This is a genomic window from Stagnimonas sp. FW305-C-60, assembly GCF_058782965.1.
Genome location: NZ_JBYSYF010000002.1, coordinates 845,714 through 869,878 on the forward strand (window position 1 = coordinate 845,714; position 24,165 = coordinate 869,878).

Genomic DNA, 24,165 nt, shown 5'->3' on the forward strand with positions numbered 1-24,165 from the left:
AGTCGCCATTGTAGCGACGCCAAACCGACTGAAGCCTGAATACAACCCAGACTTCAGACCGGCTCCAGCGTCGGCGCCTTCTCCCGCCCGGTGATGTCGAAGCGCAGGCCGCTGTCGGCGAGCCGCACAGTGACGCTGCCACCGTGCTGCAACTTGCCGAACAGCAGTTCCTCGGCCAGCGGCCGCTTGATCTGGTCCTGGATCACCCGCGCCATCGGACGGGCACCCATCTTCGGATCGTAGCCACGCTCGGCGAGCCAAAGCTTGGCTGCCTCGTCGACTTCCAGCACCACGCCCTTGGCACCCAGCTGGGCCTCCAGCTGGATCAGGAACTTCTCGACCACCCGCAGAATCTGCGCCTGGCCCAGGGCGGCGAACGGAATCACCGCGTCCAGACGGTTGCGGAACTCCGGCGTGAAGCCCTTCTTGATCGCCTCCAGCGCATCCGGAGCGTGGTTCTGCTCGACAAAACCGATGCTGTTACGGGCCGCGTCGAAGGCGCCCATGTTGGTGGTCATCACCAGGATCACATTGCGGAAATCGACGTGCCGGCCGTTGTTGTCGGTGAGCGTGCCGTGGTCCATCACCTGTAGCAGCAGGTTGAAGACATCCGGGTGCGCCTTCTCGATCTCGTCAAGCAGCACCACGCTGTGCGGCTGCTTGAGCACCGCATCGGTCAACAGGCCGCCCTGGTCAAAGCCGACATAGCCCGGCGGCGCGCCGATCAGACGACTCACCGTGTGGCGCTCCATGTACTCGCTCATGTCGAAGCGAACCAACTCGATGCCGAGGAGCTGCGCCAACTGCTTGGTCACCTCGGTCTTGCCGACGCCGGTGGGGCCAGCAAGGAGGAAGGCGCCAATCGGCTTGTCGGCATTGCCGAGGCCGGAACGCGCCAGCTTGATCGAGCTGGCGAGCTGCTCGATGGCGTGATCCTGACCGAAGATGGTCAGCTTGAGGTCGCGCTCGAGGGTGGCCAGCTTGTCGCGGTCATTGGTCGACACCGCCTTGGGCGGAATGCGGGCGATCTTCGCCACGGTCTCCTCGATGTCGCGCACCTGCACGGTCTTGCGGCGCTTGCTTTCCGGCAGCAGGCGCAGGCGGGCAGCGGCCTCGTCGATCACGTCGATAGCCTTGTCCGGCAACTGACGGTCGGTGATATGGCGCACCGCCAGCTCCACCGCCGAACGGATCGCACCGCTGGTGAACTGGATGGCGTGGTGCTCCTCGAAGCGGGTCTTGAGGCCTTCGAGAATCTTCACTGTGTCTTCCACCGAGGGCTCGCCGACGTCGATCTTCTGGAAGCGCCGCGCCAGCGCGCGGTCCTTCTCGAACACGCCGCGGTATTCCTGGTAGGTGGTGCTGCCGATGCACTTCAACTCGCCCGAGGCCAGCATCGGCTTCAGCAGGTTGCTGGCGTCCATCACGCCGCCGGAAGCGGAGCCGGCGCCGATGATCATGTGGATTTCGTCGATGAACACCACCGCGCCCGGGGTCTTCACCAGTTCGTTGACCACCGCCTTGAAGCGCTTCTCGAAATCGCCGCGGTACTTGGTGCCGGCGATCAGGGCGCCAAGATCCAGCGAATAGATCACCGACCCGCGCAGCAGATCCGGCACCCGGCCCTCGGTGATCAGCCAGGCCAGGCCTTCGGCGATGGCGGTCTTGCCCACGCCAGCCTCGCCGACCAGCAGCGGATTGTTCTTGCGGCGGCGGCAGAGCGTCTGCATCACCCGCTCGATTTCCAGGTCGCGGCCGATCAGCGGGTCGATCTTGCCCTGCAGGGCGCGCTCGTTGAGGTTGACCGCGTACTGCGACAACGCCGACTGCTTGCTGTCCTCGCGCCCACCGTCCTCGCCTTCGCTGTCGGAGGACGACTCCTGCGGCACCGGGCTGGAGCCGTCGGCCTTCTTGGCGATGCCGTGGCTGATGTAGTTGACGACGTCGAGCCGGGTCACGCCCTGCTCGCCGAGCAGATAGACCGCGTGGGTGTCTTTCTCGGCGAAGATCGCCACCAGCACATTGAGCGTGGTGACCTGCTTCTTGCCCGAGGCCTGGACGTTGTAGATCGCCCGCTGCAGCACCCGCTGGAAAGACAGCGTCGGCTGGGTGTCGATCGAACCCGCCTGCTCCTTGTTGGCGTGCAGGTTCTGGGTGAGATAGTCCTTGAGCGCCTGCTCGAGCTTGTCGAGGTCGCCGCCGGACGCGGTCAGCACCTCGGAAACGTTGGCGTCGGAAATCAGCGCCAACAGCAGGTGCTCGACGGTCAGCAGTTCGTGACCTTCCATCCGCGCCTGGACAAAGGCGGCGTCTAAGGCTTTTTGCAGTTCTTCACTGAGCATGGTCAGACCTTCTCCAGAACGGTGAGCAGCGGATGCTGGTTCTTGCGGGCGTAGGCATTGGCCTGCGCCGCCTTGGTTTCGGCGATTTCCACCGGGTAGATCCCGGCGACGCCCTTGCCCTGCTGGTGCACGGTCAACATGATCTGGACCGCCTTTTCACGGGAATGATTGAAAAACTGTTGCAAGACTTGCACCACAAATTCCATCGGGGTGAAGTCGTCGTTCATCATCACCACCCGGAATTGCGGGGGTTGCTGCAACTTAGGCTTGGCCGGGGCAACGGCCAAGCCACTGCCACGACCCTCGTCGTGGTCGTGGCTCTGGGATTGCGGATTCTTCGGTGGACTCATGGCCTCAATATAGCGCCCACCTCGCCGCACTCAAGGGTTGGCGACGACTGGCCCAGTTCCGCTGCCCCGCCGCGGCGGCAGGTCGTCATACTGACCGCTCGTCCGCCTTAAGTCCGCCGCGTGCCCCTCGTTACCGAAACTCTGAGCCTGCCGGCCGGAAGCCCAGGCCTCAGCCGCCACCTGACGGTGCTGCGGTTCCGGGGCTCAGCGCCCGGGCCCAAGGCGTACATCCAGGCCGCCGTGCATGCCGACGAAGTTCCGGCGCTGCTGGTCGCCCAGCAACTGCGCAGCCAACTCCTTGCATTGGATGCCGCTGGCCGCCTGCGCGGTGAGATTCTGCTTCTGCCCTATGCCAACCCGATCGGCCTGGAGCAGTTCCTGCACGGCCGCCAGCTGGGCCGCTTTGAACTCGACAGCGGGCAAAACTTCAATCGCGGCTACCCCGACTTCTTTGAACCCGTGGCGGCAGCCGTCGAAGGGCGGCTGGGGCCGGACGCCGATAGCAATGTCGAGCTGATCCGCAGCGCCCTACGCGCTGCCTTGCCGCGCCAGCTGCCAGCCGGCGAAAACGCCGCCCTGAAGCAGAGGCTCTACAGCCTGAGCTGCGATGCCGACGTGGTGCTGGACCTGCACTGCGAATTCGAAGCGATCCTGCACAGCTATATCGGCACTCCGTTGTGGCCGGCGGCGGCCGACCTCGCGGCCTGCCTGGCTAGTGAGGTCAACCTGCTGGCCGAGGATTCCGGCGGCAGCGCCTTCGACGAGGCCAACAGCCGGCTGTGGTGGCGGCTGGCCGCGCGCTACCCCGATCACCCAATCCCGCCGGCCTGCCTGGCCGCCACCGTCGAACTGCGCGGCGAGCGCGATGTCGACGAGGCGCTGGCCGCCAGCGACGCCGCCGGCCTGATCCGCTTTCTGGCTGGACGTGGCTTTGTGGACGGCCTGCCGGCCCAGGCTCAGCCGCTCACAGCGCACGCCAGTCCGCTGGAAGCGGTGGATACGCTCCACGCCACCCAGGCCGGCGTGCTGACCTGGACCCGGCCGCTGGGCGCCGAACTGCGCCATGGCGAGGTACTCGGCCATCTCACCGATCCGGAAACCGGCCGGCGCGAGCCCCTCATCGCCCGCAATGAGGGCCGACTGTTCGCCCGCCGCGGCCATCGCTGGGTGCGGCCTGGTCAGTGGCTGGCGAAGATCGCCGGCCAGGAGCCCCTGCCCTGGCGGAAAACCGGCGCCCTGCTCGGCGACTGAGGCCAGTCCGCCCCAGCGCTACTTGTGGGTAAAGGTAAACGCACCGTCCCAGTTGGCACCCGGCGGGTGCTCGCGCAGATAGAGGATGCGCTCCAGGAACAGCTCATAGATTCGGTGCGGGCGGCCGGACTGCGACAGGTTGAAGAACTCGGCCTCGGCCTGGTCCCAGAGCTGGGCACGGTAGAGCTTCATCGCGCCGCGGTGACGGGCCAGGTCGTTGCGTAGTGCCGGATCGAGCTGATCCTTCGGCCCCAGCGGCTCGTAGATGGCCACCGGCTCGTTCTTGCCCTTGACCCGCACCGAGTCCAGCTCGCGATAGGCCCAGTCCTGCGGCCCGGCGTTGCGGGTAGCCTCGCCGACGATCATCCAGACTCCGTATTCCTTGGTCAGGCCTTCCAGGCGCGAGCCCAGGTTCACCGCGTCGCCCATCACCGTGTAGGCGCGGCGGAACTCCGAGCCCATGTTGCCGACCACCATCTCACCGGTATTGAGGCCGACGCCGATATTGAGCTTGGGCCAGCCGCGTTTCTCGAACTCGGCATCCAGACCACGCACCGCCTGGATCATCGCCAGCCCCGCCTTGAGCGCATTGCTGGCGTGATTTGGGTCCTTCAGCGGCGCTCCCCAGAAGGCCATGATGGCGTCGCCCATGTACTTGTCAATGGTGCCGCGGTGCTGCTGGATCACCTTGGTCAGCGGGGTGAGGAACTGGTTCATCAGGTCGGTCAATTCCTTGGAGTCCAGCTTCTCGGAGATGGTGGTGAAGCCGCGGATGTCGGAGAACAGCACCGTCATCTCGCGCTTCTCGCCCTCCATGCTCACCGCCTGCGGATTGGCGGCCATCTCCTCCACCAGTTCCGGCGGGATGTATTCGCCAAACAGCTTGGAAATCTCGCGCTTGCCACGCGACTCGATGAAATAGCCGTAAAAGCTCAGCAGCAGGAACAGCACCAGCGCGAACAGCACCGGCGTACCGAGCGGAATGATGAAGTTGGCACCGCTCCACAGCCCGAAGGCGAGCGCGATCAGACCGGCGATCAGGCCCAGGGTCAGCGCACCATTGGCCAGCGGTGGCAACCGGGTCGCACCGATCGCCAGTGCCAGGGCGATCAGCAACAACAACACCGCGTGGATGCCGTCGTAATAAGGCGCCTTGTGTTTGACCCGGCCGTCGAGCATGCCCGACACCAGATTGGCGTGGACTTCCACCCCCGGATCGGCCTGCCCCACCGGCGTCACCCGCAAGTCCTTGAGTCCGGCGGCGGTGGTGCCGACCAGGGCCACCTTGCCACGCAGGCGCGCGGCGTCGGCGGTGCCCTGGATCACCTCGGTGGCGGAGATGTAATCGAAACTCGGGCTGCGGCCACGATAGGGCACATAGGCGGTCACCCGCTCGTCGACCGGCACCCGCACCGCGCCGATGCGCAGCGCTTCCAGATTGGCGGCGGCGCGCGCCTCCGGCGGGTCAAACTCGAACTGCACCGGCGGCGCCCCCAGCGCCTGGCGGGTCAGCTCCAGTGCCAGCGCCGGGTACAGCGCGCCCTGGTAGCGCTGCACCAGACTGATGCGGCGGAACACGCCGTCCGCCTCCAGCGACTGCGAGTTGTCGAAGAATCCAGCGCTGGCGGCTTGGTCTTGCAGCACCGGCAGATTGCCGGTGTAGCCGGTCTGCTCGACGAAGGGCAGGTCCAGAAGCTTCACCGTATTGGCATCGACCACCGCCGGCCCCAGGCGGCCGATGCGGCTGTTGGGATCGGCCGCGCCAGCCTCCTTGAACACCATGCCCAGCACCACCGCCCTGCCCTTGAGCGCGGCGCCAAACTGGCCGTCGTAGTCGAGGCTGGGGGCCAGCCCGGTGAGGCGCTCGGCGAAGCCCGGCAGATCGGCCAGTTCCTGCTGCGCCAGACGCTGGAGCAGAGCCATGCCACCGCGGGTGTCGGGCTCGGCAAACACGATATCGAAGCCCAGGGCGCGCACCTGGTACTTCTCGAAAGCATTGGCGACCAGACGGGCGAACTTGTCGCGGGTCCAGGACTGCCACTGTCCCTCGGCCGCCAGACTCTTCTCGTCGATGTCGATCACCACCACCTGCTGATCGACGGTGTTGGGCATGGTCAGCACCACCCGGGCGTCGTAGGTGGCGCGCTCCAGGGCGTCGACCAGGCCCAGCGGCAACAGCCGCGCGATATGGGCCAAGAACAGCAGGAACAGGCCCGCGGCAAGACCGAGTCGGATCAGCGTGCGCGTGCTCATTGTTGGCTCCCGGGTTCTGTTCTCGGCCGGCTGGCGCCAGCGTCTGTAGTGAGGGGGACGGTAGCGCAGCGGGCGCGGCGGCGGCAACGCCGGCTTTACAAAGCACGGCCGGTGACGTGTCCCAGTGCAAGGTACGCGCGTTATGATCGGGCGATGACTGCAAGTTCCCTGCCCGCCCTGCCGCCCGCTCTGGCCAATGCCCTGGCGCGGGCCCGGCTGCTCTACCAGCGCCACGGCCAGCGCCTACCGCCACTGGCAGTGCTGCTGCTGAGCCTGCTGATCGCCTGGCAGCTGGCCAGCCTGGTCTGGCTGGCGGTGCCGACGCCCGAGGCGGCGCGCTGGAAGCCGGCGCCGGCCTATGTCGACCCCACGCCGCTCAAACCGGTCAGCAACGACGGCCTCGCCAGCAGCCATCTGTTCGGCGAATACCGCGCCGGCGCGGTGTCCGACGCCGCCTCGATGGCCAATGCCCCGGATACCCAGCTCAATTTCACCCTGCTCGGCATCCTCGCCGGCAGCAGCGACGCCGAATCGCTGGCGCTGATCGCCCGCGAGGGCGGTGACGAGGCGCCGTTCCGCATCGGCGACGATGTCTCGCCGGGCGTCAATCTGCAGGCGATCTTCCCGGACCGGGTGATCCTGTCCCGCAACGGCCGTCTGGAAACCCTGCGGCTGGACAAGGACGCCCCCAGCAATGCGCTGGCGCTCAACGCCGCCACCAATGCCGGTGACGGCCAGGAGGGCACACCGGCCGCCGCGGAGATGCTGTCGCAGATCCGCCAGCAGGTGATGACCGACCCCAGCAAGGCGGCGAGCTTCATCCGCGTGCAGCCGATTGCCGGCGAAAGCGGCGTGCGCGGCTACCGCATCTACCCCGGCCCCGAGCGTGGCGCCTTCAATGCCGCCGGTCTCAAACCCGGCGACGTGGTCACCGCCATCAACGGCACGCCGCTGAACGATCCGGGGCAGGCACTACAATTGCTGCAAAGTCTTTCCACCGCCTCCTCACTGAATCTGGCGGTGGAGCGCAACGGCGCCACCCAGAGCGTCAATCTGTCCCTGAACCCCTGACGCTCGCCCCGCCTACTCCGCAGGTCCTTACATGCGCCTTTTACCGCTTGCCCTCGCTGCCCTGCTGTTCGCCGGCAGCGCCCACGCCGACGTCACCCTCAACCTCAAGGACGCCGAGATCAACACCCTGATCTCGACCGTGAGCGAGGTCACCGGCAAGAACTTCATCGTCGACCCGCGGGTGAAGGGCAAGGTGACGGTGATCTCCGCCACGCCGATGGACAAGAAGGCGGTCTACGAGACCTTCCTGGCGGTGCTGCAGGTGCAGGGCTTTGCCGCCGTGCCGGCCGGCGACGCGGTGAAGATCATCCCGGAAACCAATGCTCGCTCCGACGCGGGCATCGCCAACCGCAGCGGCTCCGGCATGCCGCTGGACGACGTGGTCACCCATGTCTTCGCGCTGCAGAACGTCTCGGCGGCGCAGCTGGTGCCGATCCTGCGGCCGCTGGTGCCGCAGTGGGGCCATCTGGCCGCCTACCCCGGCAACAACATGCTGGTGATCAGCGACCGCGCCGGCAACGTCGCCCGTCTCGCCGACATCATCACCAAGCTCGACAACGGTGGCGACCGCGACATCGAAAGCGTACCGCTGGAAAACGCCGCGGCCGCCGAGGTGGTGCGCATCCTCACCACCATGATCCAGCAGAACAAGCAGGCCGACCCCACCGCCAGCGCCGCCGCGGTGATCGCCGACGAACGCTCCAATGCCGTGCTGGTCGGCGGCGACAAGACCGAGCGCGCCCGCATCATCAGCATCATCCAGCGCCTCGACTCGCCGCTCAAGGACAACGACGGCGCCACTCAGGTGGTCTACCTGCGCTACGCCTCAGCGGAAAACCTCGCGCCGATCCTCGAAGGCTATGCCCAGCAGGCCAACACCAGCGCCAGCGGCAGCAGCGCGCCGGCGACGCCTTCGTCGTCGGCCAGCGCCGGCAGCGGCGGCTTCGAGAAGACCCGCGTGCTGGCCGACAAGGACACCAACGCCCTGGTCATCACCGCGCCGCCGAAGACCATGCGGCAGATCCGCAACGTGATCGCCCAGCTCGACATCCAGCGCCCGCAGGTACTGGTGCAGGCGATCATCGCCGAGGTCTCGGTGACCCGTTCCAGCCAGCTGGGTCTGGACTTCGCGGTCTACAACCCGAACGGCGGCGGCGCCGCCAGCATCCTCGACTCCTCCACCCTCTCGGCGCTCACCAGCGTCGCCACCACCGGCAATCCGCTGGCCGGCCTCGGCGCCATCGGTCAGGGCATCAACATCGGTGGCGCGGTGATTCAGAACGAGGGCCGTAGCGGCACCAGCTTCGCGGTCCTGCTGAAGGCGCTGCGCTCCGACGGCGACACCAATGTGCTCTCCACCCCGACCCTGACCTCGCTGGACAACGAGGAGTCCGAGGTATCGGTGGGCCAGGAAGTGCCCTTCCTGTCCGGCTCCTACAGCAACAGCAACACCACCACCAGCGGCACGGTGAATCCCTTCCAGACCATCGAGCGCAAGGACGTCGGCCTCAAGCTCGGCGTCACGCCGCAGATCAACGAGGGCAATTCAGTCAAGCTGAAGATCAAGCTGGAGTCCTCCAGCGTCGCCAGCGGCGGCGCCGGCACCGCCAACCTGGTCACCAACAAGCGCACCATCACCAACACCGTCAACGTCGACAGCGGCCAGGTGCTGGTGCTCGGCGGGCTCACCGACGACAACCTCAACGATGGCGTCTCCGGCGTGCCGCTGCTGTCGAGCATTCCGGTGCTGGGCAATCTGTTCAAGTCGCGCAGCGTCTCCAAGGTCAAGCGCAACCTGATGGTGTTCATCCACCCGACCATCCTGCGCACCAAGGACGAGGGCGATTTCTACACCCAGCGCAAGTACGACTCGGTGCGCGACATCCAGGTGCGGGCGGCCGAGAAGAGCAAGGTGCCGCTGATCGGCGGCTCGCGCATCGTCATGCCCGAGCTGGAAGCCTTTATTCGCGAGAACACCGCGCCGCCGTCGGCGACTCCGCCGCCAGCCCCCAAGGCGTCCAGCCCGGCCTCGACGCCGGCGCCCGCCAGCGAGCCTGCGGCCAGCAGCCCGGCACCGACTCCGATCCCGCCACCGGCCGCCGCCGCACCCGCACCGGTGCCGGCCGCCACGGTGGACCGCAGCAAGCTGGCACCCAATGTGCTGGTGATCCCGGCCGAACGCCCTTCCACCACCACCGCTCCCGCCGGCTCGCGCTGACCAGCTGCTGACCATGTCCACGGAAGTTTCGGGCGACGCGCTCCGCCGCCCTCCCTTTGCCTTCGCCAAGCGCCACGGCCTGATCGTCGGCGAGGTCGCTGGCGAGCATGTCACGGTGTACGCGCGACCGGGCGTCAGCGTCGCCTCGCTGGCCGAGGCCAGGCGCTTCCTGCGCCGGCCGGTGAAGCTGGCCACGGTCTCGGCGGAGGAATTCGACAAGCTGCTGCAGAAGACCTACGAGGGCGTCACCGGCGCCACCGCGGCGCTGGCCACCGGCTTGAAGGACGAGAACGTCGAAGCCGACGATCTCTCCGCGGCGCTCGCCGAAGCCCAGGATCTGCTCGAATCGGACGACGACGCGCCGATCATCAAGTTCATCAACGGCCTCCTGGTCGAGGCGATCAAGGAAAACGCCTCCGACATCCACGTCGAGACCTACGAGCGTGGCATCACCGTGCGCTTTAGGGTCGATGGCGTGCTGCGCGAGGTGATCAGCGCGCCCAAGCAGCTGGCGCCAAAGATCGTCAGCCGTATCAAGATCATGGCGCGGCTCGACATCGCCGAGAAGCGCCTGCCGCAGGACGGCCGCATCAGCCGTGCCTTCGGCGGCCGCAAGGTGGACGTGCGCGTCTCCACCATCCCCACCGGCACCATCTACGAACGGGTGGTGATGCGCATCCTCGACAAGCAGGCCGAGCGCATCGATCTGGAACTGCTGGGCCTGGACCCGCAGCAGATCGAGATCCTGAAGCGCATCATCTTCCGACCGCACGGCATCCTGCTGGTGACCGGCCCCACCGGCTCGGGCAAGTCCACCACCCTGTACTCGGCGCTCAGCGTGCTCAACGACAAGAGCCGCAACATCATGACCGTCGAGGACCCGATCGAGTACTACATCGACGGCGTCGGCCAGACCCAGGTCAACGCCAAGGTGGAAATGACCTTCGCGCGCGGCCTGCGCGCGATCCTGCGCCAGGACCCGGACGTGGTGATGGTCGGCGAAATCCGCGATCTGGAAACCGCGCAGATCGCGGTGCAGGCCAGCCAGACCGGTCATCTCGTGCTGTCGACCCTGCACACCAATACCGCCGTCGGCGCGATCACCCGCCTGCGCGACATGGGCATGGAGCCCTACCAGCTCAGCTCCTCGCTGGTCGGCCTGATGGCGCAGCGCCTGGTGCGCACGCTCTGCCCGCAGTGCAAGACCCCTTATGAGGCCAGCCGCGCTGAGAAGGAGCAGCTGGGCGTTGCCAATGTCGAGCTACCGCTCACGCTCTACCAGGGCCAGGGCTGCAGCAATTGCCGCCACACCGGCTATGCCGGCCGCAGCGGTATCCACGAGCTGATCGAGGTCGACAAGAAGCTCGAGGAGATGATCCACGACGGCGCCTCCGAGCAGCAGCTGGAAGCCTATGCCCGCACCCGTGGCCCAGGCATCCTGCAGTCCGGCCGCCGCAAGGTGCTGGCCGGCCAGACCACCCTGCGCGAAGTGCTGCGCGTCACCATCGAGGACTAGAACGTGAGGCGCGAGGCGTGAGCTGTGAGGCGTTTAGCAGCGAGGTGGTCACCGACGGTGACCATTTCACCGCGGCCCTCGTCGCCAGAGTGTGCCTGCCGTCACGCCTCACGCCTCACAGCTCAAGCCTCACGACCATCTAATGGCCGCCTTCGAATACAGCGCGCTCAACGCCCGCGGCAAGCAGGAGAAAGGCCTGATCGAGGCCGAGACCGCGCGCCAGGCGCGCGCCCTGCTGCGCGAGCGCGGGCTGACGCCGATGGAGCTGAAGGAAGTTGCCGAGCAGCGCGGCAAAACCAGCGGCAGCGAGGGCGGCGCCCCGGTCAAGACCAGCGGCGGCTCGCTCTCGGCCACCGAGCTGTCGCTGTTCACCCGCCAGCTCGCCACCCTGTTCCGCTCCGGACTACCGCTGGACGAGGCACTCACCGCGGTCGCCCAGCAGAGCGAGAGCGCCAAGGTCAAGCGCATCGTGCTCGGCATCCGCTCGCGGGTGATCGAGGGCGACAGCCTGGCCAGCGCCCTGAGCCAGTTCCCCTCGGCCTTCCCTACCCTGTTCCGCGCCACCGTCGAGGCCGGCGAGCAGGCCGGCAAGCTCGACCATGTGCTGGAGCGGCTAGCGGACTACGTCGAGCGCCGGCAGGCGATGCAGAGCAAAATCCTGCTCGCCACCTTCTACCCGGCCATCCTCACCCTGGTCGCCATTGGCGTGGTCTCGCTGCTGCTGACCTATGTGGTGCCCAAGGTGGTGGAGGTGTTCGACTCCATCGGCGCCGATCTGCCGGTGCTGACCAAGATGATGATCGCCACCTCCGGCTTCCTGCGGAACTACGGCGTCTTCCTGGTGATCGCGCTGGCGCTGGGTGGCTGGCTGTTCGCGCGGGCGATGCGCGGCGACGCCTTCCGCCGTCGGGTACATCTGCGCCAGCTGAAGCTGCCGCTGATCGGCCGGCTGACCCGCGGCGCCAACACCGGCCGCTTCACCCGCACCCTGGGCATCCTGTTCGGCGCCGGCGTGCCCATCCTCGACGCCATGCGCATCGGCACCCAGGTGGTCAGCAATTTGCCGATGCGCGACGCCATTGAAGATGCCGCCAAGCGCGTGCGCGAGGGTGCCGGCCTGGCGCGCTCGCTGGAGGCCAGCAAGCTGTTCCCGCCGATCACCGTGCACCTGATCGCCAGCGGCGAGGCCAGCGGCAAGCTCGACGAGATGCTCGACCGCGCCGCCGACAATCAGGAGCGCGAGGTGGAAACCCTGATCGCGGCGCTGATGGGCATCTTCGAGCCGGTGCTGATCCTGGCCATGGGCGGCATCGTGCTGCTGATCGTGCTCGCCATCCTGCTGCCGATCTTCGACCTCAACACCCTGGTCAAATAAGCGGCGCCGGCCGGTTCAGACCGGCATCGGCTTGCGGTCGCTGTAGTTGAGAAAGCCACGGATCACCCGGTACAGCCACCAGACGCCCAGCACCACGAAGCCGAAGGCGCCGATCAGCACGAGGGTCAGCACCCCGCAGATCACCGACCACAGCAGCCCCCACCAGAAGGTGCGGATCAGCCAGCTGTGGTGGCTGCGAATGAAGGCGCTGCTGGTCTCGTTGATCTTGATATGGCTGATGATCACCGCGATCACCGAGGTCAGGCCGTTGAACGGCGCCAGGGCGTTCAGGATGTAGGTGATCAACAGCAGGTTGCGCTCGGCCTCGGTGCCGGCATCCAAGGAGACGGCATTGCTGGTGCTGGTGGTTTCCACGGTGTCTTCCCTCGTCGTGCTGGTCTGGTGGTACTGACGGATTCCCGCAAGGACTGTACCCGCTGGCGCCGCTGCCCGCAGCCGCCAGGCTGACGCACAATAGCCGCAAAGCCAGAACCGACCGACGCCATGAACCTGCCCCGCCTGATCCTGCCTGTCTTCCTATGCCTGGCCTCGCTGCCGGTGACGCTGGCCGCGAGCGAACCGGGAAGCTGCTCGACGGAGCAGGCCGAGATCAGCCGCCTGCAGGCGCGCGTGCTGGAGCTGGAAAAGGCGCTGCGCGGCCCAGCGCCCGCCGCAGCGGCCAGCACCGCACCGGCGGCGCCGCCGGGCTTGGCACCGAAGCCGGCCAACAAGATCGTGGTGGTGGAGGAAGAACCCTATAGCCGCAGCGGCTGCAGTCTCGGCCTGTTCCAGTCCATCCCTTATGCGAAATGGATGGATACCGAACTCTGGCTGGAGCTGGAGAAGGGCATGCGTCCAGCGGAGGTCGAGAGCCTGTTAGGCCCCGAGCACTACGACACCGCCGCCGGTAACAATCTGAAATGGGAGTACGGTCGCTGCGGCGCGCGATCCGACGCGCAGCTGCTTTTCAGCCAGGGCAAGCTGGCCGACTGGCGCCCGCCCAGCAAGTAATCGGCGGCTGGTCTCAGGCGGCCGGCAGCAGCCCGCGCGCTGTGCGCCAAACCAGAAAACCCAAGAGGCTCAGCGTCGCCGCACCACAGGCCAGCGCCAGCGGGTGGTGCGCCACCAGCGGTGCCAGCACTCCGGCGATCAAGGCGTTGAACAGCAGCATGAACGAGGCTTGCAGGCTGGACGCGGCACCCCGGTGCGCGGGATAGCGGTCCAGGAGCAGCAGCGCCAGGGTCGGGAAGGCGCAGGAGATGCCCACCCCCACCAGGCCGATCGGCAGCACCGTCCAGGGCAGCCCCGGCGGCAACAGTAGCGCCGCGCCGAGATTGCAGGCCGTACCGACCGCCATCAGCCGGTAGGCCAGCTCCACGGTCTGCGCCGGCGTGCGGCGCCCTGCCAGTCGGCCCGACAGCAGGGCGCCGGTCATCATGCCGCCGATGGCGGGCACGAACAGCCAGGCGAACTCCCGCTCGCTGAGTTTCAGCACGTCCAGGATCAGCGCCGGAGCGCTGGCGATGTAGAGAAATAGCGCGCCGAAATTGAACATGGTCACCAGCGTCAGCCGCCGGGTCAGCGGGTCGCGCAGCATCTGTCCGTAGAGTCGCGCCAGCGGCCGCGCCGCGAAGGGACTGCGCGCGCTCGCGGGATGGGTCTCCGGCAGGGCCAGCAGGCACCAGAGGCTGAGCAACACCGAGAATCCGGCAAGCAGCGCAAACAGACTACGCCAGCCGCCCAGGCCCAGCAGCCAGCCGCCCACCACCGGCGCCAGTGCCGGCGCGATGCCGAAAATCAGGGTGATGTTGGACATCAGCCGCTGCGCGTCCGGGCCGGCAAAGCGGTCGCGGATGATGGCGCGGCCGACGATCAGTCCGGCGCCGGCGGCGATGCCCTGCAAGGCGCGGAACGCCAACAGACTGTGGAAGTCCGGCGCAAAGGCACAGCCCGCCGAGGCCAGGGCGAACAGCAGGGTGAAGGCGATGATCGGCCGGCGCCGGCCGTAGGCGTCGGAGATCGGCCCGTGGAACAGCGACATCAGCGCATAGGCGGCCAGATAGACGCTGATGGTCTGCTGCATCGCCGCCGGGCTGACGCCGAGGTCCAGCCCCATCGCCCGGAATGCCGGGAAGAAGGTGTCGATGGAAAACGGCCCCAGCATCGCCAGGGCGGCCAGCAAGGGCGCGAGCCGGCGCGCGGTCGCGGCCCTCACGCCGCAGCGGCAGGCTGGGCGGCGGCAAGCAGGCTACGGATACGGCCGCTGATGTCGTGTTCCACCTCGCGCGCCGCCACCGCGATGGCATTGGCGAACGACTTGGCGTCGGCGCTGCCATGGGATTTGATCACCAGGCCGTTGAGACCGAGCAGACTGGCGCCGTTGTAGTTGCGCGGGTCGATGCGCGCTGCCAGTCGGCTCAGCACCGGCTTGGCGACCAGGGCGGCCGCCTTGGTGTAGCTGGAGCGGGTGAACTCCGCTTTCATGAAATCGCGGATCATCTTGGCCGCGCCCTCGGCCGACTTCAGCGCGACATTGCCGACAAAGCCGTCGGCGACCACCACATCGGCCTCGCCGCGGAAGATGCCGTCGCCCTCGACATAGCCGCAGTAGTTCAGGCCGGAAGCCTGCAACAGGAGGGCGGCGGCCTTGATGGTGTCATTGCCCTTGATCTCTTCCTCGCCGATGTTGAGCAGCGCCACCCGCGGCCGGGCAATGCCCTGCATGGCGGTGGCCAGCGCCGAGCCCATCACCGCGAACTGCAACAGCTGCTCGGGCGAGCACTCGGCATTGGCGCCGAGGTCCAGCATATAGGGGCAGCCCTGGGTCGCCGGCATCGGCGCGCAGATGGCGGGGCGGTCGATGCCCGGCAGGGTCTTGAGCACGAAGCGCGCAGTCGCCATCAGCGCGCCGGTGTTGCCGGCTGACACCGCGGCCTGCACCTGCCCGGACTTGACCAGGTCGATGGCCACCCGCAGCGAAGAGTCCTTCTTGTTGCGCAGCGCCTTGGACGGCGACTCGTCCATCGCCACCACCTCGCTGGCGTGCTGCAAGCACAGGCGCTCTGGCGGCTTGCGGCCCAGTGCCGCGCGCAGCTGCGGCTCGTCGCCGACCAGGGTGAGACTCAGACGCGGATCGGCGGCCAACGCCAAAAGAGCCGCGTCCACGGTGGTCTTGAGACCGTGGTCGCCGCTCATGGCGTCAATGCTGAGTTGTATCGTCTCGGCCATCCGCTTGCGCTGGGCTGGGTCGAGGCGAAAACCGCGCTTAGGCTTCGGCGGACTCGTCAGCGGCAGCCGTCTTGGCTGCCTTGTCGATCACCTTGCGGCCACGGTAGTAGCCGTCGGCGGTGACGTGGTGACGCAGGTGCGTCTCGCCCGAGGTCGGGTCGATGGACAGCGCCGGCGCGCTGAGCGCGTCGTGGCTGCGGCGGTGACCGCGGCGGGCGCGGGATTTTTTGTCTTGCTGAACGGCCATGTGAAGCTCCGGGGAATCTGCAAATTCGGCGGTAACGCGGGCCCTTGAGCCCTCCCTAGCGCGCCGGGAACTTGCCCTTGAGAGCGAGAAATGGGTTCGGGCGCGTGTCGCCAGGTCGAACATTATCGCCTACTTCCTGGCCGCTTGTCTCCCCCGGGCTGGCCGCGCAGTCCGGATTGGCGCAGCGCGGCGCGATCGGCAGGGCCAGCAGGGCCTCGTCTTCCAGCGCTTCCCGCAGCGCCAGCTGGCCATCCTCGGCCAGCACCGGCTCACAGCTCTCCAAGAGCCGCTCCTCCTCGGCCTCGCTGCCGACCAGGCGAAGATCGAAGTGGGGCTTCAGCGCCCAGCTCATCGGCTGCAGACAGCGTTGGCAGAGCAGGCGCAGCTCGCCACTCAACTCGCCCTGCAACCGCCCCAGGGCTTGGGCATCGGCGGAAAACCGCAGGTCCACCCGCAGGCTGCCCTTGGCCTCAACCACCGCCGCCGCCAGGCGTGGCAACTCGGCCAGCGGCAGACTGCCCTGCAGCCTCAACTCGCGCGCCACGGCATCGGCGACGTCCAGCCTTAGGGGGATACACGCGTCTCGCATACACTTCTCAACCTTTCTGCCCGGCCGACATTGTAGTGAGCTCTTCTGCCCGACTGATTCTCGCCTCCGGCTCACGCTACCGCGCCGAACTGCTGGCGCGGCTGCGGCTGACCTTCGAGCAGGCCAGTCCGGATGTGGACGAGAGCGCCCTGCCCGGCGAGACCGGCCCGGAGCTGGCGCAGCGGCTGGCGGCCGCCAAGGCCGAGACCATCGCCCTTCGCAACCCGGGAGCCTGGGTGATCGGCTCCGATCAGGTGGCGGTCTGCGAGGGCCGCCTGCTGGGCAAGCCGGGCAGCCGCGAGCAGGCGGGCGAGCAGCTGCGCTTCCTGGCCGGCAAGACCACCCACTTCTATACCGCCTTGGCGCTGCGCCGCCGGCAGCCGTCGGCGCAGCAAGCCGCGCTCGACCAGACCACCGTGCGAATGCGCCCGCTCACCGACGCCGAGATCGAGCGCTATCTCGACGCCGAGCCCGCCTACGACTGCGCCGGCAGCGCCAAGATCGAAGGCCTGGGCATCAGCCTCTGCGCCGAGGTGCAGAGCCGCGACCCGACCGCCTTGATCGGCCTGCCCCTGATCGCCACCGCCGAGCTGCTGCGCGGCGCCGGATTTCTACTGCCATGAACCAGACCCAGCGGCATCCGCACCCTGCCTCGCCAGCGCCGGCCCACGACCACGAGCCGGCGACCGGGCACAGCCACGCCCACAGCGGTCAGCACCACGGCCATGCCCACGGCCATGCCCACGGGCACGGCCACCACCACCATGCCGCCCACGCCTCGCACCGCCGCCTGCTGGGCGCCTGGCTGGTAACCGTAGCGGCGATGGTGGTCGGCGTGATCGGCGGCCTGTGGTCGGGTTCGCTGGCCCTGATCGCCGACGCCGGGCACATGCTGGCCGACGCCGGCTCGCTGGGCCTGGCGCTGCTGGCCGCCCGCCAGGCGCTGCGCGAGGCCGACGCCGATCACAGCTACGGCCATGTGCGCCTGCCGGTACTGGCCGCCTTCGTCAATGGCCTGCTGCTGCTCGCCGCCAGCGCCTGGATCACCTACGAGGCGGCGACCCGCATCTACCAGCCGCGCGCCATCGACGGCGGCACCATGACCCTGGTCGCCGGCGTCGGCCTGCTCGCCAACCTCATCTCCCTGGCGCTGCTGCACGGCGGCGAGACCGAAGACCTCAACCGTCGCGGCGCCGCCGCCCATGTGTTCTCCGACCTTTTGGGCTCGGTGGCGGCGCTGATCGCCGGCCTGGTGATCATGGCCACCGGCTGGCAGCTGGTGGACCCGCTGCTGTCCTTCCTGGCCGCCGCCCTGGTGCTGCGCATCGGCCTGCGCATCACCCGCGAGGCCGCACACATCCTGCTGGAAGGCACGCCGCGCGGCATGGACTTGCAGAAGATTTCCAATGCGCTGCCAAGCCAGGTGGCGGGTCTGGTCAGCGTCCACCATCTGCACGCCTGGTCGCTATCGCAGACCAAGAAGCTGATGACCCTGCATGCGGTGCCCGACGGCAGCGTGAGCTCGGCCGCGCTGATCGCCGCGATCCGGAGCGCGCTGGAGCGCCACGGCATCACCCACGTCACCATCCAACTGGAACCGGCGGCGGTGTGCGGTGATGCCGCCTGCGATCACCGCGAATAGGAGCTAGCCTCAGCCGCGCAGCCAGTCCGGCAGCGCCTGCACCGAGTCGATCACCGCCAAGGCGCCGGCCCGACGGATGCGCCCGGCTTCGTGCACTCCGCAGGCCACACCCAGCGCCGGCATGCCGATGGCAGCCGCCATCGCCGCGTCGTACTCGGTGTCGCCGATCATCAGCGCGCGCTCGGCAGGCACCTGTAGCTCGGCGAGGATCTCCCTGAGCATCAGCGGATCAGGCTTGCTGGCAGTCTCGTCGGCGGTCTTGGTGACCATGAACAAGGGCCGCAACTCGGCGTGGTGGCGTAGCGAGCGGTTGAGCCCGGGGCGCGACTTGCCGGTGGCGACGCTCAGCCAATAGCCATCCCCGTGCAGTCTCTCCAGGCAGCGCTGGGCACCGTCGAACAGCGGCGCCTCGTTGGCGCCGCCGCCGGCCGGCCCCAGCCATTGCCGGCGATAGCTCTCCAGCAGGCGTAGCACCTCGCCAGGCTCCGCCTCGGGATACAGGCGCGCCATGCCGTCGCTCAGGCTCAGCCCGATCAGCTCGCGGATCTGCTCGTCCTGGCGCGGCGGCAAACCCAGGGCGGCGATCGCGCCCTGCATGGAGTCGACGATCAGCTGGGCGGAGTCGGACAGCGTGCCGTCCCAATCAAAGATCAGCAGGTCGTACGGTCTGTTCACGGTCGACTCCGCTCCAGCCATCCCTGGCGCGGCTGCAGCGGTTCGCGCACCCCCGGCCCGGCCATCCATGGCCGGGCGTTCGCCGGGACGATCTGCCATTCAAGGCAGATCGTCTGATCCGGCTCACCCCAATCAAAGATCAGCAGGTCGTAAGGCCGGGACATCGGGCAGCAGCCAGATTCAGAGCTTCTGCAGGAAGTTGCGCAGCTCGTCCGGCATCGGCGCGTTCAGCAGCATCTTCGGGAAGTCGGCGGTCGCCGGCAGTTGCAGGAAGTGCGAGTGCAGGAACATGCGCTTCAGGCCACGCTCGCGCAGCGGCAGGTTGTCGTCGCGCTGGCCGTACTTGGCGTCGCCGGCCACCGGGTGGCCCAGCGCCAGGGCGTGGACACGGATCTGGTGGGTGCGGCCGCTGAAGATCTCCACCTCGCAGAGCGTGGTGTCGCGGTACTTGGCGCGCGGCGAGAAGCGGCTCTTGGACGGCTTGCCGTCCTCGTCGATCTGCACATGGTGCTGGTCACCGAGCCGGGTCTTGACCAGAGCGGCGTCCACATCGCGGTCCTCGCCGCGCCACTTGCCGATCAGCAGGGCGAAGTAGCGCTTGATGATCTCGCCGTCCTTGAACGCCCGCTGGGCGCGCAGCAGCGCCGGCCGGGTCTTGGCCAGCAGCAGCACGCCGGAGGTGTCGCGGTCCAGACGGTGACAGAGCTCCACGTATTCGTACTTGTCCCAGGCGCGGATCGCCTCGATCACGCCGTAGAGCTGGCCGGTGCCACCATGGGCGGAGATGCCGTGCGGCTTGTTCAGCACCAGGTAGTTGGCATCCTCGAAGATCACCGCCTCGCGCAGCTCGTTGAGCACCCGGTCCGGCGGCCGCACCGGCTCGCGCGGGTCGGCCATGCGTACCGGCGGGATGCGCACCTGCTCGCCGGCCGAGAGCCGGCGGTCGGCCTTCACCCGGCCGCCATCGACGCGCACCTGGCCCGAGCGCAGCAGACGGTAGATGTGCGACTTCGGCACGCCCGGCAGCTGCTTGAGGAGGAAGTTGTCCAGCCGCTGACCGTCGGAGCTGGCGTCAATGCCGACATGGCGGACTTCCTGGCGCTCCGGTGGCGGCAGCGCCTCCTTGGGCACCTTCAGCGCGCCATAGGCCGAGCGCAGGGTGTCGGACTTGGGCTTGGCCCGGCCACGGGCCGCAGCGGCTGGCGCCGCGGCGCCACGGACCGCGGTCTTGCCCCGCCCCGCTACCGACATCCCACTGCGGGCCGGCTTGGCACTACGAGCGGGTTTGGTACTGCGGGCCGGCTTGGCCGCAGCCGCCGGCTTGCCGGCGCGGGCGGGCTTGCTGCGTGGGGGGTTGCCACTGCCAGTCTCCTGCCGACCGGCGCCGCGACGGGCCACCGGTGCTGATTTTTTGCCCGACGGCGCTGCTGAACGGGTCTGCGGTTTTTTTGAGCGGGGAGATTGTGGCACTATTACCCGCCGCACCGATTTCGGGCAGCGGCTCAATAAGAAGATTGGCTCGCAGCATAAGCGACGAAAGCCCTTAAGCCCAAAGCCAGCTTCAACATTCGATTTCACGCCCGCGCCGCTTTTCACCGCGCGGGGTTTCGCTTCACCCCAGAAAACGCCCGCACTCGCGGCGCGAACCCAGACCCAACGACGTGCACCCCGACTTCCCCGCCCTGCTTGCCCTGTACAGCCTGCTCGCCGCGTTCTGCGGCCTGAGCTTCGCTGCCGGGCGCGCGCCGGCGGGAACCCGAGGCCGTGCCGAGCCGTCCACGCCCCACATGCCAGGCGTGCCGCAACGGGTACTGATCCGCACTGCCAGCCCCCCGGGCGCGCAAACAAGGCTCTACTTACATGAAACGCATCTTGATCAACGCCACGCAGCGCGAGGAATTGCGCGTGGCGATCGTGGACGGCCAGCGTCTGATCGACCTGGATATTGAAACCGCCGCTCGCGAACAGAAAAAATCCAACGTTTACAAAGGTCGCATCACCCGCGTCGAGCCCTCGCTCGAAGCCTGTTTTGTCGACTACGGCGCCGAGCGCCACGGCTTCCTGCCGCTCAAGGAAATCCACAAGAGCTATTTCAAGCCGGGCGCCCCCAACAGCTCCAGCAACATGAAGGAGCTGGTGGCCGAAGGCACCGAGCTGATCGTCCAGGTCGAGAAGGAAGAGCGTGGCAACAAGGGCGCCGCCCTGACCACCTTCGTCAGCCTGGCCGGCCGCTATCTGGTGCTGATGCCCAACAATCCGCGCGCCGGCGGCATCTCCCGCCGCGCCGAGGGCGAGGCCCGCGAGGAAACCAAGGAAGCCCTGGAAGCCCTGCAGCTGCCCAGCGGCATGGGCGTGATCGTGCGCTCCAACGGCGTCGGCCGCACCGCCGAAGAGCTGCAGTGGGACTGCAACTACCTCGCCGAGATCTGGAAGGCGATCACCGATGCGGTGGCCAAGAAGCCGGCGCCGTTCCTGGTCTACCAGGAAAACAACATCGTGCTGCGCGCGCTGCGCGACTACCTGCGCCCCGACATCGGCGAGGTCTGGGTGGACCACCACGAGGTCTACACCCAGGCGCGCGAGCAGATGGAGGCGACCATGCCGGCCGACCTCGCCAAGCTCAAGCTCTACCGTGACGAGGTACCGCTGTTCAGCCGCTACCAGGTCGAGAGCCAGATCGAGGCCGCGCACGAATCGGTGCTGCGCCTGCCCTCCGGCGGCTCGATCGTCATCGACCACACCGAAGCGCTGACCTCGATCGACATCAACTCCGCCAAGAGCACCGGCGGCGGCAGCATCGAGGAAACCGCGTTCAAGACCAATCTGGAAGCCGCCGAGGAAGTGGCTCGCCAGCTGCGCCTGCGCGACCTGGGCGGCCTGGTGGTGATCGACTTCATCGACATGGAGTCGAACAAGAACCAGCGCGAAGTCGAAAAGCGCCTGGAGCGCGCGGTGGAAATGGATCGCGCCCGCATCCAGCTCGGCAAGATCAGCAAGTTCGGCCTGCTGGAGCTGTCGCGCCAGCGCCTGCGTCCGACGCTCGCCGAGCACATGCAGATCACCTGCCCGCGCTGCTCAGGCATCGGCCACATCCGCAGTGTGGAGTCGCTGGCGCTGTCGATCCTGCGCCTGATCGAAGAAGAGGGCATGAAGGACAAGACCGCCCGCGTCGTTGCGCAGGTGCCAGTCGATGTCGGCACCTTCCTGCTCAACGAGAAGCGCGCCAATCTTCAGGAGATCGAGGCCCGCTGCAAGGTCGCGGTCACCCTGGTGCCGAACGAAACTCTGGACTCGCCGCACTTCCAGATCAACCGCATCCGCGGCGACCATCTGGACCAGGACAACAACAACGCGGTCAGCTACAAGATCCCCACCGACTTCAAGGCCGACGAGCGGCTGAGCATGCCGATCGTCACCGTCCCCGCCGGCAAGCCGGTGTCGGAGGCTGCGGTGCAGGGCATCAAGCCGGCCACCCCGCCGCCGATGGTGGTTCCCGCCCCGGCCGCGCCGGTGGTGGTCGCGGCACCGGCGCCGGTGATGCAGGTGGTGAGCAGCACCAAGGACAGCTTCTGGGCACGCCTGGCCTATGTCTTCGGCTTCGGCGCCAAGCCGGTCATCGAAGGCAAGCGCCGCGACGAGAAGCGCGACGGCAAGCGTGAGGAGCGCAGTGGCCGGCCGGAAGGCCGCAACGATGCGCGCCGCGATGGTGGCCGCAACGAGCAGGGCCGTCGTGACGGCCAGCGTCCGGAGCAGCCACGCCGCGACGGTCGCCCCGGCCAGCCCGGCGCTCAGCCGCAGGCCCAGGGTCAGAACCAGCCGCGCCGCGATGGCCGCCCGCAGAACAGCAACGAGCCGCGTCCGCAGGGCGAGCGCCGCGATGGCCGTCCGGCGGCGCAGCAGGCGCAACCGGCGGCGAATGCCGCCGCTGGCCAGCCGCAGGCCCAGACGCCGCGTCCGCCTCAGGGCGAGCGCGGTCCGCGACCGGAAGGTCGTCCGCCCCGCGAGGGTGCTGGCTCTGAACAGGCCGGCCGTCCGCCGCGTCCGCAGAACAACGACGGCGCCCGCCCGCCGCGCGACGCCGCCGAAGTCGCCGGCCGGCCACCGCGTCCGGAGTCGGCCGCTGGCGGTCGCCCGCCACGGGATGGTGGCGGTCGTCCGCCGCGTCCCGGCAGCGAGGCGGCGGTCGCTCTGAGCGCCCTCCCGGCCACGACCGAGTCGCCAGTCGCCGCGCTGCCGGTGGAGCTGCCGCCGCTGCCGCCGGAAACCGGCTTCCGCCCGGGCCTGATCGGTGGCGCCGCTCCGGCTGCCAGCCTGGCCGCCGTGCCGACCGAAGCCGCCAGCACCGGCACCGACGAAGTCCAGGACGTCACCCTTGAAACCGGCGCCGACGCCGGTGGTGAGAATGGCGAGCGCGACAACACTGTGCCCGGTGGCCGCAGCCTGCGTGGCCGCCGCAACCGCCGCCGTGGCGGTCGCGGTCGCAATGGCGAGCGCCCGGCAGCCGAAGGCGCGGCGAGCGACGAGGCCGAGTCTGGCGAGGACGCGAACGAGGTGGGCGAGCTGCCGGAAGCCCAGCCGGTCGAGGTCGCCGCCGCTGCCGAGCCGGTAGTCGAGACCAGCCCGGTACTTGCACCGATTCAGGCGCCTCAACCCGCTCCGGCTCCGGCTCCGGCTCCAGTCGTCGCCGCGGCGGAACCGGTGCTGACCGCCGAGATCGTCGCCAGCGCGCCCAGCCCGGTCGCGGCCCTGCCGGTGCAGGCCTCCCTGCTGGAAGCTACCGAGCCTGCCCCGTCGGCACCGACAGCAGCAGCCGGTGCGGGCGGTCGCCCGCGCCGTCCGGAAGGCAGCGAGCCGGCGCGCCCGGCGGTTGCTGCCGCCACGCCGGTGGCCGGTGCCGCCGTGATCGCTCGCGCCAGCGCCGCTGGCGACTACCAGCCGCGGCTGGTGGTCAGTGGCGGCGACAGCCGCAACAGCGGCCCGTCGATCGTCAGTGCCAGCACGCCCTTGCCGCCGCGCAGCGCCAACAGCGACTTCATGCCGCGCCTGCTGGCCTCGGCCAATGGCGACACGCCGGTGACACGCCCGCTCGCCAGCGGCCCGCTGACCAGCTCCAGCGCGGCCAGCAGCGACTTTCTGCCGCGCCTGCTGGTGACCGGCGAAACCGGCCCCTCGGCGCGCCCACCGCGCCCGGCGCCAGCCCCTGCGCCGGTGGCGGAAGCACAGGCGGAAGCCCAGGCGGAAGCCCAGGCGGAAGTCGCACCGGTGGCGGTGGAGCCGCCGGCCGTGGCGGCTGACGCAGGCACGGAAGTCGCCGCCGAAACGGTAGAGACGCCGAAGGCCGATCCGGTCTAAGCGTCACACCAGGTAAAAGCCCGCCGGGAGCCTAGCTCCCGGCGGGCTTTTTTTGT

At 68.3% G+C, this 24,165-nt stretch carries 19 protein-coding genes; 9 read left to right on the forward strand and 10 right to left on the reverse strand.

The genetic code is table 11. The annotated features are described in order from the left end of the window. Positions 1-53 precede the first annotated feature (53 nt). Entirely contained in the window at positions 54-2,342 is a 2,289-nt protein-coding gene (gene clpA / locus AC3WT6_RS10775; RefSeq protein ID WP_492653575.1) for an ATP-dependent Clp protease ATP-binding subunit ClpA, read from the reverse strand. Positions 2,343-2,344: 2 nt separating this feature from the next. After that, positions 2,345-2,692: an ATP-dependent Clp protease adapter ClpS gene (clpS, locus tag AC3WT6_RS10780; protein WP_492653576.1), complete on the reverse strand. Its 348-nt coding sequence runs from the start codon at positions 2,690-2,692 to the stop codon at positions 2,345-2,347. Between the two features lie 120 nt (positions 2,693-2,812). Between clpS and AC3WT6_RS10785 the strand changes: the two genes are divergently transcribed. Then, positions 2,813-3,943, forward strand: coding sequence for a succinylglutamate desuccinylase/aspartoacylase family protein (locus AC3WT6_RS10785; RefSeq protein ID WP_492653577.1), 1,131 nt, complete (start codon positions 2,813-2,815; stop codon positions 3,941-3,943). 18 nt (positions 3,944-3,961) lie between these two features. Here the strand turns inward: AC3WT6_RS10785 and AC3WT6_RS10790 are convergent, their stop codons facing one another. Then, positions 3,962-6,196 (reverse strand): CHASE2 domain-containing protein, encoded by a 2,235-nt coding sequence (locus tag AC3WT6_RS10790; protein ID WP_492653578.1) that lies wholly within the window; start codon positions 6,194-6,196, stop codon positions 3,962-3,964. Positions 6,197-6,349: 153 nt separating this feature from the next. On the opposite strand from AC3WT6_RS10790, the gene gspC reads away from it, so the two are divergent. The 4 genes from gspC to gspF all read left to right on the forward strand — a co-directional run bounded on the left by gspC (position 6,350) and on the right by gspF (position 12,376). Beyond that, entirely contained in the window at positions 6,350-7,267 is a 918-nt protein-coding gene (gspC, locus tag AC3WT6_RS10795) for a type II secretion system protein GspC (RefSeq protein ID WP_492653579.1), read from the forward strand. 31 nt (positions 7,268-7,298) lie between these two features. After that, positions 7,299-9,485 carry a type II secretion system secretin GspD gene (gene gspD / locus AC3WT6_RS10800; RefSeq protein ID WP_492653580.1) on the forward strand — a complete coding sequence of 729 codons (2,187 nt, stop codon included), beginning with the start codon at positions 7,299-7,301 and terminating at the stop codon, positions 9,483-9,485. 13 nt (positions 9,486-9,498) lie between these two features. Further along, entirely contained in the window at positions 9,499-11,001 is a 1,503-nt protein-coding gene (gspE, locus tag AC3WT6_RS10805; protein WP_492653581.1) for a type II secretion system ATPase GspE, read from the forward strand. 142 nt (positions 11,002-11,143) lie between these two features. Further along, on the forward strand, positions 11,144-12,376 hold the full coding sequence (gspF, locus tag AC3WT6_RS10810; protein ID WP_492653582.1) for a type II secretion system inner membrane protein GspF: 1,233 nt from the start codon (positions 11,144-11,146) through the stop codon (positions 12,374-12,376). Positions 12,377-12,391: 15 nt separating this feature from the next. Here gspF and AC3WT6_RS10815 read toward each other — a convergent pair whose 3' ends face one another. Further along, positions 12,392-12,751: a DUF4870 family protein gene (locus tag AC3WT6_RS10815; RefSeq protein ID WP_492653583.1), complete on the reverse strand. Its 360-nt coding sequence runs from the start codon at positions 12,749-12,751 to the stop codon at positions 12,392-12,394. A 129-nt stretch (positions 12,752-12,880) separates the two neighbouring features. On the opposite strand from AC3WT6_RS10815, the gene AC3WT6_RS10820 reads away from it, so the two are divergent. Next, positions 12,881-13,387 carry a hypothetical protein gene (locus AC3WT6_RS10820; protein ID WP_492653584.1) on the forward strand — a complete coding sequence of 169 codons (507 nt, stop codon included), beginning with the start codon at positions 12,881-12,883 and terminating at the stop codon, positions 13,385-13,387. A 13-nt stretch (positions 13,388-13,400) separates the two neighbouring features. Here the strand turns inward: AC3WT6_RS10820 and AC3WT6_RS10825 are convergent, their stop codons facing one another. From AC3WT6_RS10825 to AC3WT6_RS10840, 4 genes are read right to left on the reverse strand one after another with little or no spacing between them, the layout of a single operon-like run. Continuing rightward, positions 13,401-14,591, reverse strand: coding sequence for a multidrug effflux MFS transporter (locus AC3WT6_RS10825; RefSeq protein ID WP_492653585.1), 1,191 nt, complete (start codon positions 14,589-14,591; stop codon positions 13,401-13,403). Beyond that, positions 14,588-15,604 (reverse strand): phosphate acyltransferase PlsX, encoded by a 1,017-nt coding sequence (plsX, locus tag AC3WT6_RS10830; RefSeq protein ID WP_492653586.1) that lies wholly within the window; start codon positions 15,602-15,604, stop codon positions 14,588-14,590. Before plsX ends, AC3WT6_RS10825 begins: the two co-directional genes overlap by 4 nt. Positions 15,605-15,641: 37 nt before the next feature. Further along, on the reverse strand, positions 15,642-15,851 hold the full coding sequence (rpmF, locus tag AC3WT6_RS10835) for a 50S ribosomal protein L32 (RefSeq protein WP_492653587.1): 210 nt from the start codon (positions 15,849-15,851) through the stop codon (positions 15,642-15,644). A gap of 55 nt (positions 15,852-15,906) precedes the next feature. Next, positions 15,907-16,440: a YceD family protein gene (locus tag AC3WT6_RS10840; protein ID WP_492653588.1), complete on the reverse strand. Its 534-nt coding sequence runs from the start codon at positions 16,438-16,440 to the stop codon at positions 15,907-15,909. A 35-nt stretch (positions 16,441-16,475) separates the two neighbouring features. Here AC3WT6_RS10840 and AC3WT6_RS10845 point away from each other — a divergent pair, with 35 nt between their 5' ends. Then, a complete protein-coding gene (locus AC3WT6_RS10845; protein ID WP_492653589.1) occupies positions 16,476-17,063 on the forward strand; it encodes a Maf family protein in 588 nt (195 codons plus the stop codon). After that, positions 17,060-18,082: a cation diffusion facilitator family transporter gene (locus tag AC3WT6_RS10850; RefSeq protein ID WP_492653590.1), complete on the forward strand. Its 1,023-nt coding sequence runs from the start codon at positions 17,060-17,062 to the stop codon at positions 18,080-18,082. The genes AC3WT6_RS10845 and AC3WT6_RS10850 overlap by 4 nt, the downstream gene beginning before the upstream one ends. A gap of 9 nt (positions 18,083-18,091) precedes the next feature. Here AC3WT6_RS10850 and AC3WT6_RS10855 read toward each other — a convergent pair whose 3' ends face one another. Both AC3WT6_RS10855 and AC3WT6_RS10860 read right to left on the reverse strand, forming a co-directional pair. Next, complete coding sequence (locus tag AC3WT6_RS10855; RefSeq protein ID WP_492653591.1) at positions 18,092-18,757, reverse strand: HAD-IA family hydrolase; 666 nt, start codon at positions 18,755-18,757, stop codon at positions 18,092-18,094. A 180-nt stretch (positions 18,758-18,937) separates the two neighbouring features. Continuing rightward, positions 18,938-20,008, reverse strand: a complete 1,071-nt coding sequence (locus AC3WT6_RS10860; protein WP_492653592.1) for an RluA family pseudouridine synthase — start codon at positions 20,006-20,008, stop codon at positions 18,938-18,940. 609 nt (positions 20,009-20,617) lie between these two features. Between AC3WT6_RS10860 and AC3WT6_RS10865 the strand changes: the two genes are divergently transcribed. Further along, positions 20,618-24,109, forward strand: coding sequence for an Rne/Rng family ribonuclease (locus AC3WT6_RS10865; RefSeq protein ID WP_492653593.1), 3,492 nt, complete (start codon positions 20,618-20,620; stop codon positions 24,107-24,109). The last annotated feature ends 56 nt before the right edge of the window (positions 24,110-24,165 follow it).

Excerpts from the sequence above, each read along its gene's own strand:
- clpA (WP_492653575.1), bottom strand. The coding sequence starts at position 2,342 with ATGCTCAGTGAAGAACTGCAAAAAGCCTTAGACGCCGCCTTTGTCCAG.
- clpS (WP_492653576.1), bottom strand. The coding sequence starts at position 2,692 with ATGAGTCCACCGAAGAATCCGCAATCCCAGAGCCACGACCACGACGAG.
- AC3WT6_RS10790 (WP_492653578.1), bottom strand. The coding sequence starts at position 6,196 with ATGAGCACGCGCACGCTGATCCGACTCGGTCTTGCCGCGGGCCTGTTC.
- gspC (WP_492653579.1), top strand. The coding sequence starts at position 6,350 with ATGACTGCAAGTTCCCTGCCCGCCCTGCCGCCCGCTCTGGCCAATGCC.
- gspD (WP_492653580.1), top strand. The coding sequence starts at position 7,299 with ATGCGCCTTTTACCGCTTGCCCTCGCTGCCCTGCTGTTCGCCGGCAGC.
- gspE (WP_492653581.1), top strand. The coding sequence starts at position 9,499 with ATGTCCACGGAAGTTTCGGGCGACGCGCTCCGCCGCCCTCCCTTTGCC.
- gspF (WP_492653582.1), top strand. The coding sequence starts at position 11,144 with ATGGCCGCCTTCGAATACAGCGCGCTCAACGCCCGCGGCAAGCAGGAG.
- AC3WT6_RS10820 (WP_492653584.1), top strand. The coding sequence starts at position 12,881 with ATGAACCTGCCCCGCCTGATCCTGCCTGTCTTCCTATGCCTGGCCTCG.
- plsX (WP_492653586.1), bottom strand. The coding sequence starts at position 15,604 with ATGGCCGAGACGATACAACTCAGCATTGACGCCATGAGCGGCGACCAC.
- rpmF (WP_492653587.1), bottom strand. The coding sequence starts at position 15,851 with ATGGCCGTTCAGCAAGACAAAAAATCCCGCGCCCGCCGCGGTCACCGC.
- AC3WT6_RS10840 (WP_492653588.1), bottom strand. The coding sequence starts at position 16,440 with ATGCGAGACGCGTGTATCCCCCTAAGGCTGGACGTCGCCGATGCCGTG.
- AC3WT6_RS10850 (WP_492653590.1), top strand. The coding sequence starts at position 17,060 with ATGAACCAGACCCAGCGGCATCCGCACCCTGCCTCGCCAGCGCCGGCC.
- AC3WT6_RS10860 (WP_492653592.1), bottom strand. The coding sequence starts at position 20,008 with ATGTCGGTAGCGGGGCGGGGCAAGACCGCGGTCCGTGGCGCCGCGGCG.
- AC3WT6_RS10865 (WP_492653593.1), top strand. The coding sequence starts at position 20,618 with ATGAAACGCATCTTGATCAACGCCACGCAGCGCGAGGAATTGCGCGTG.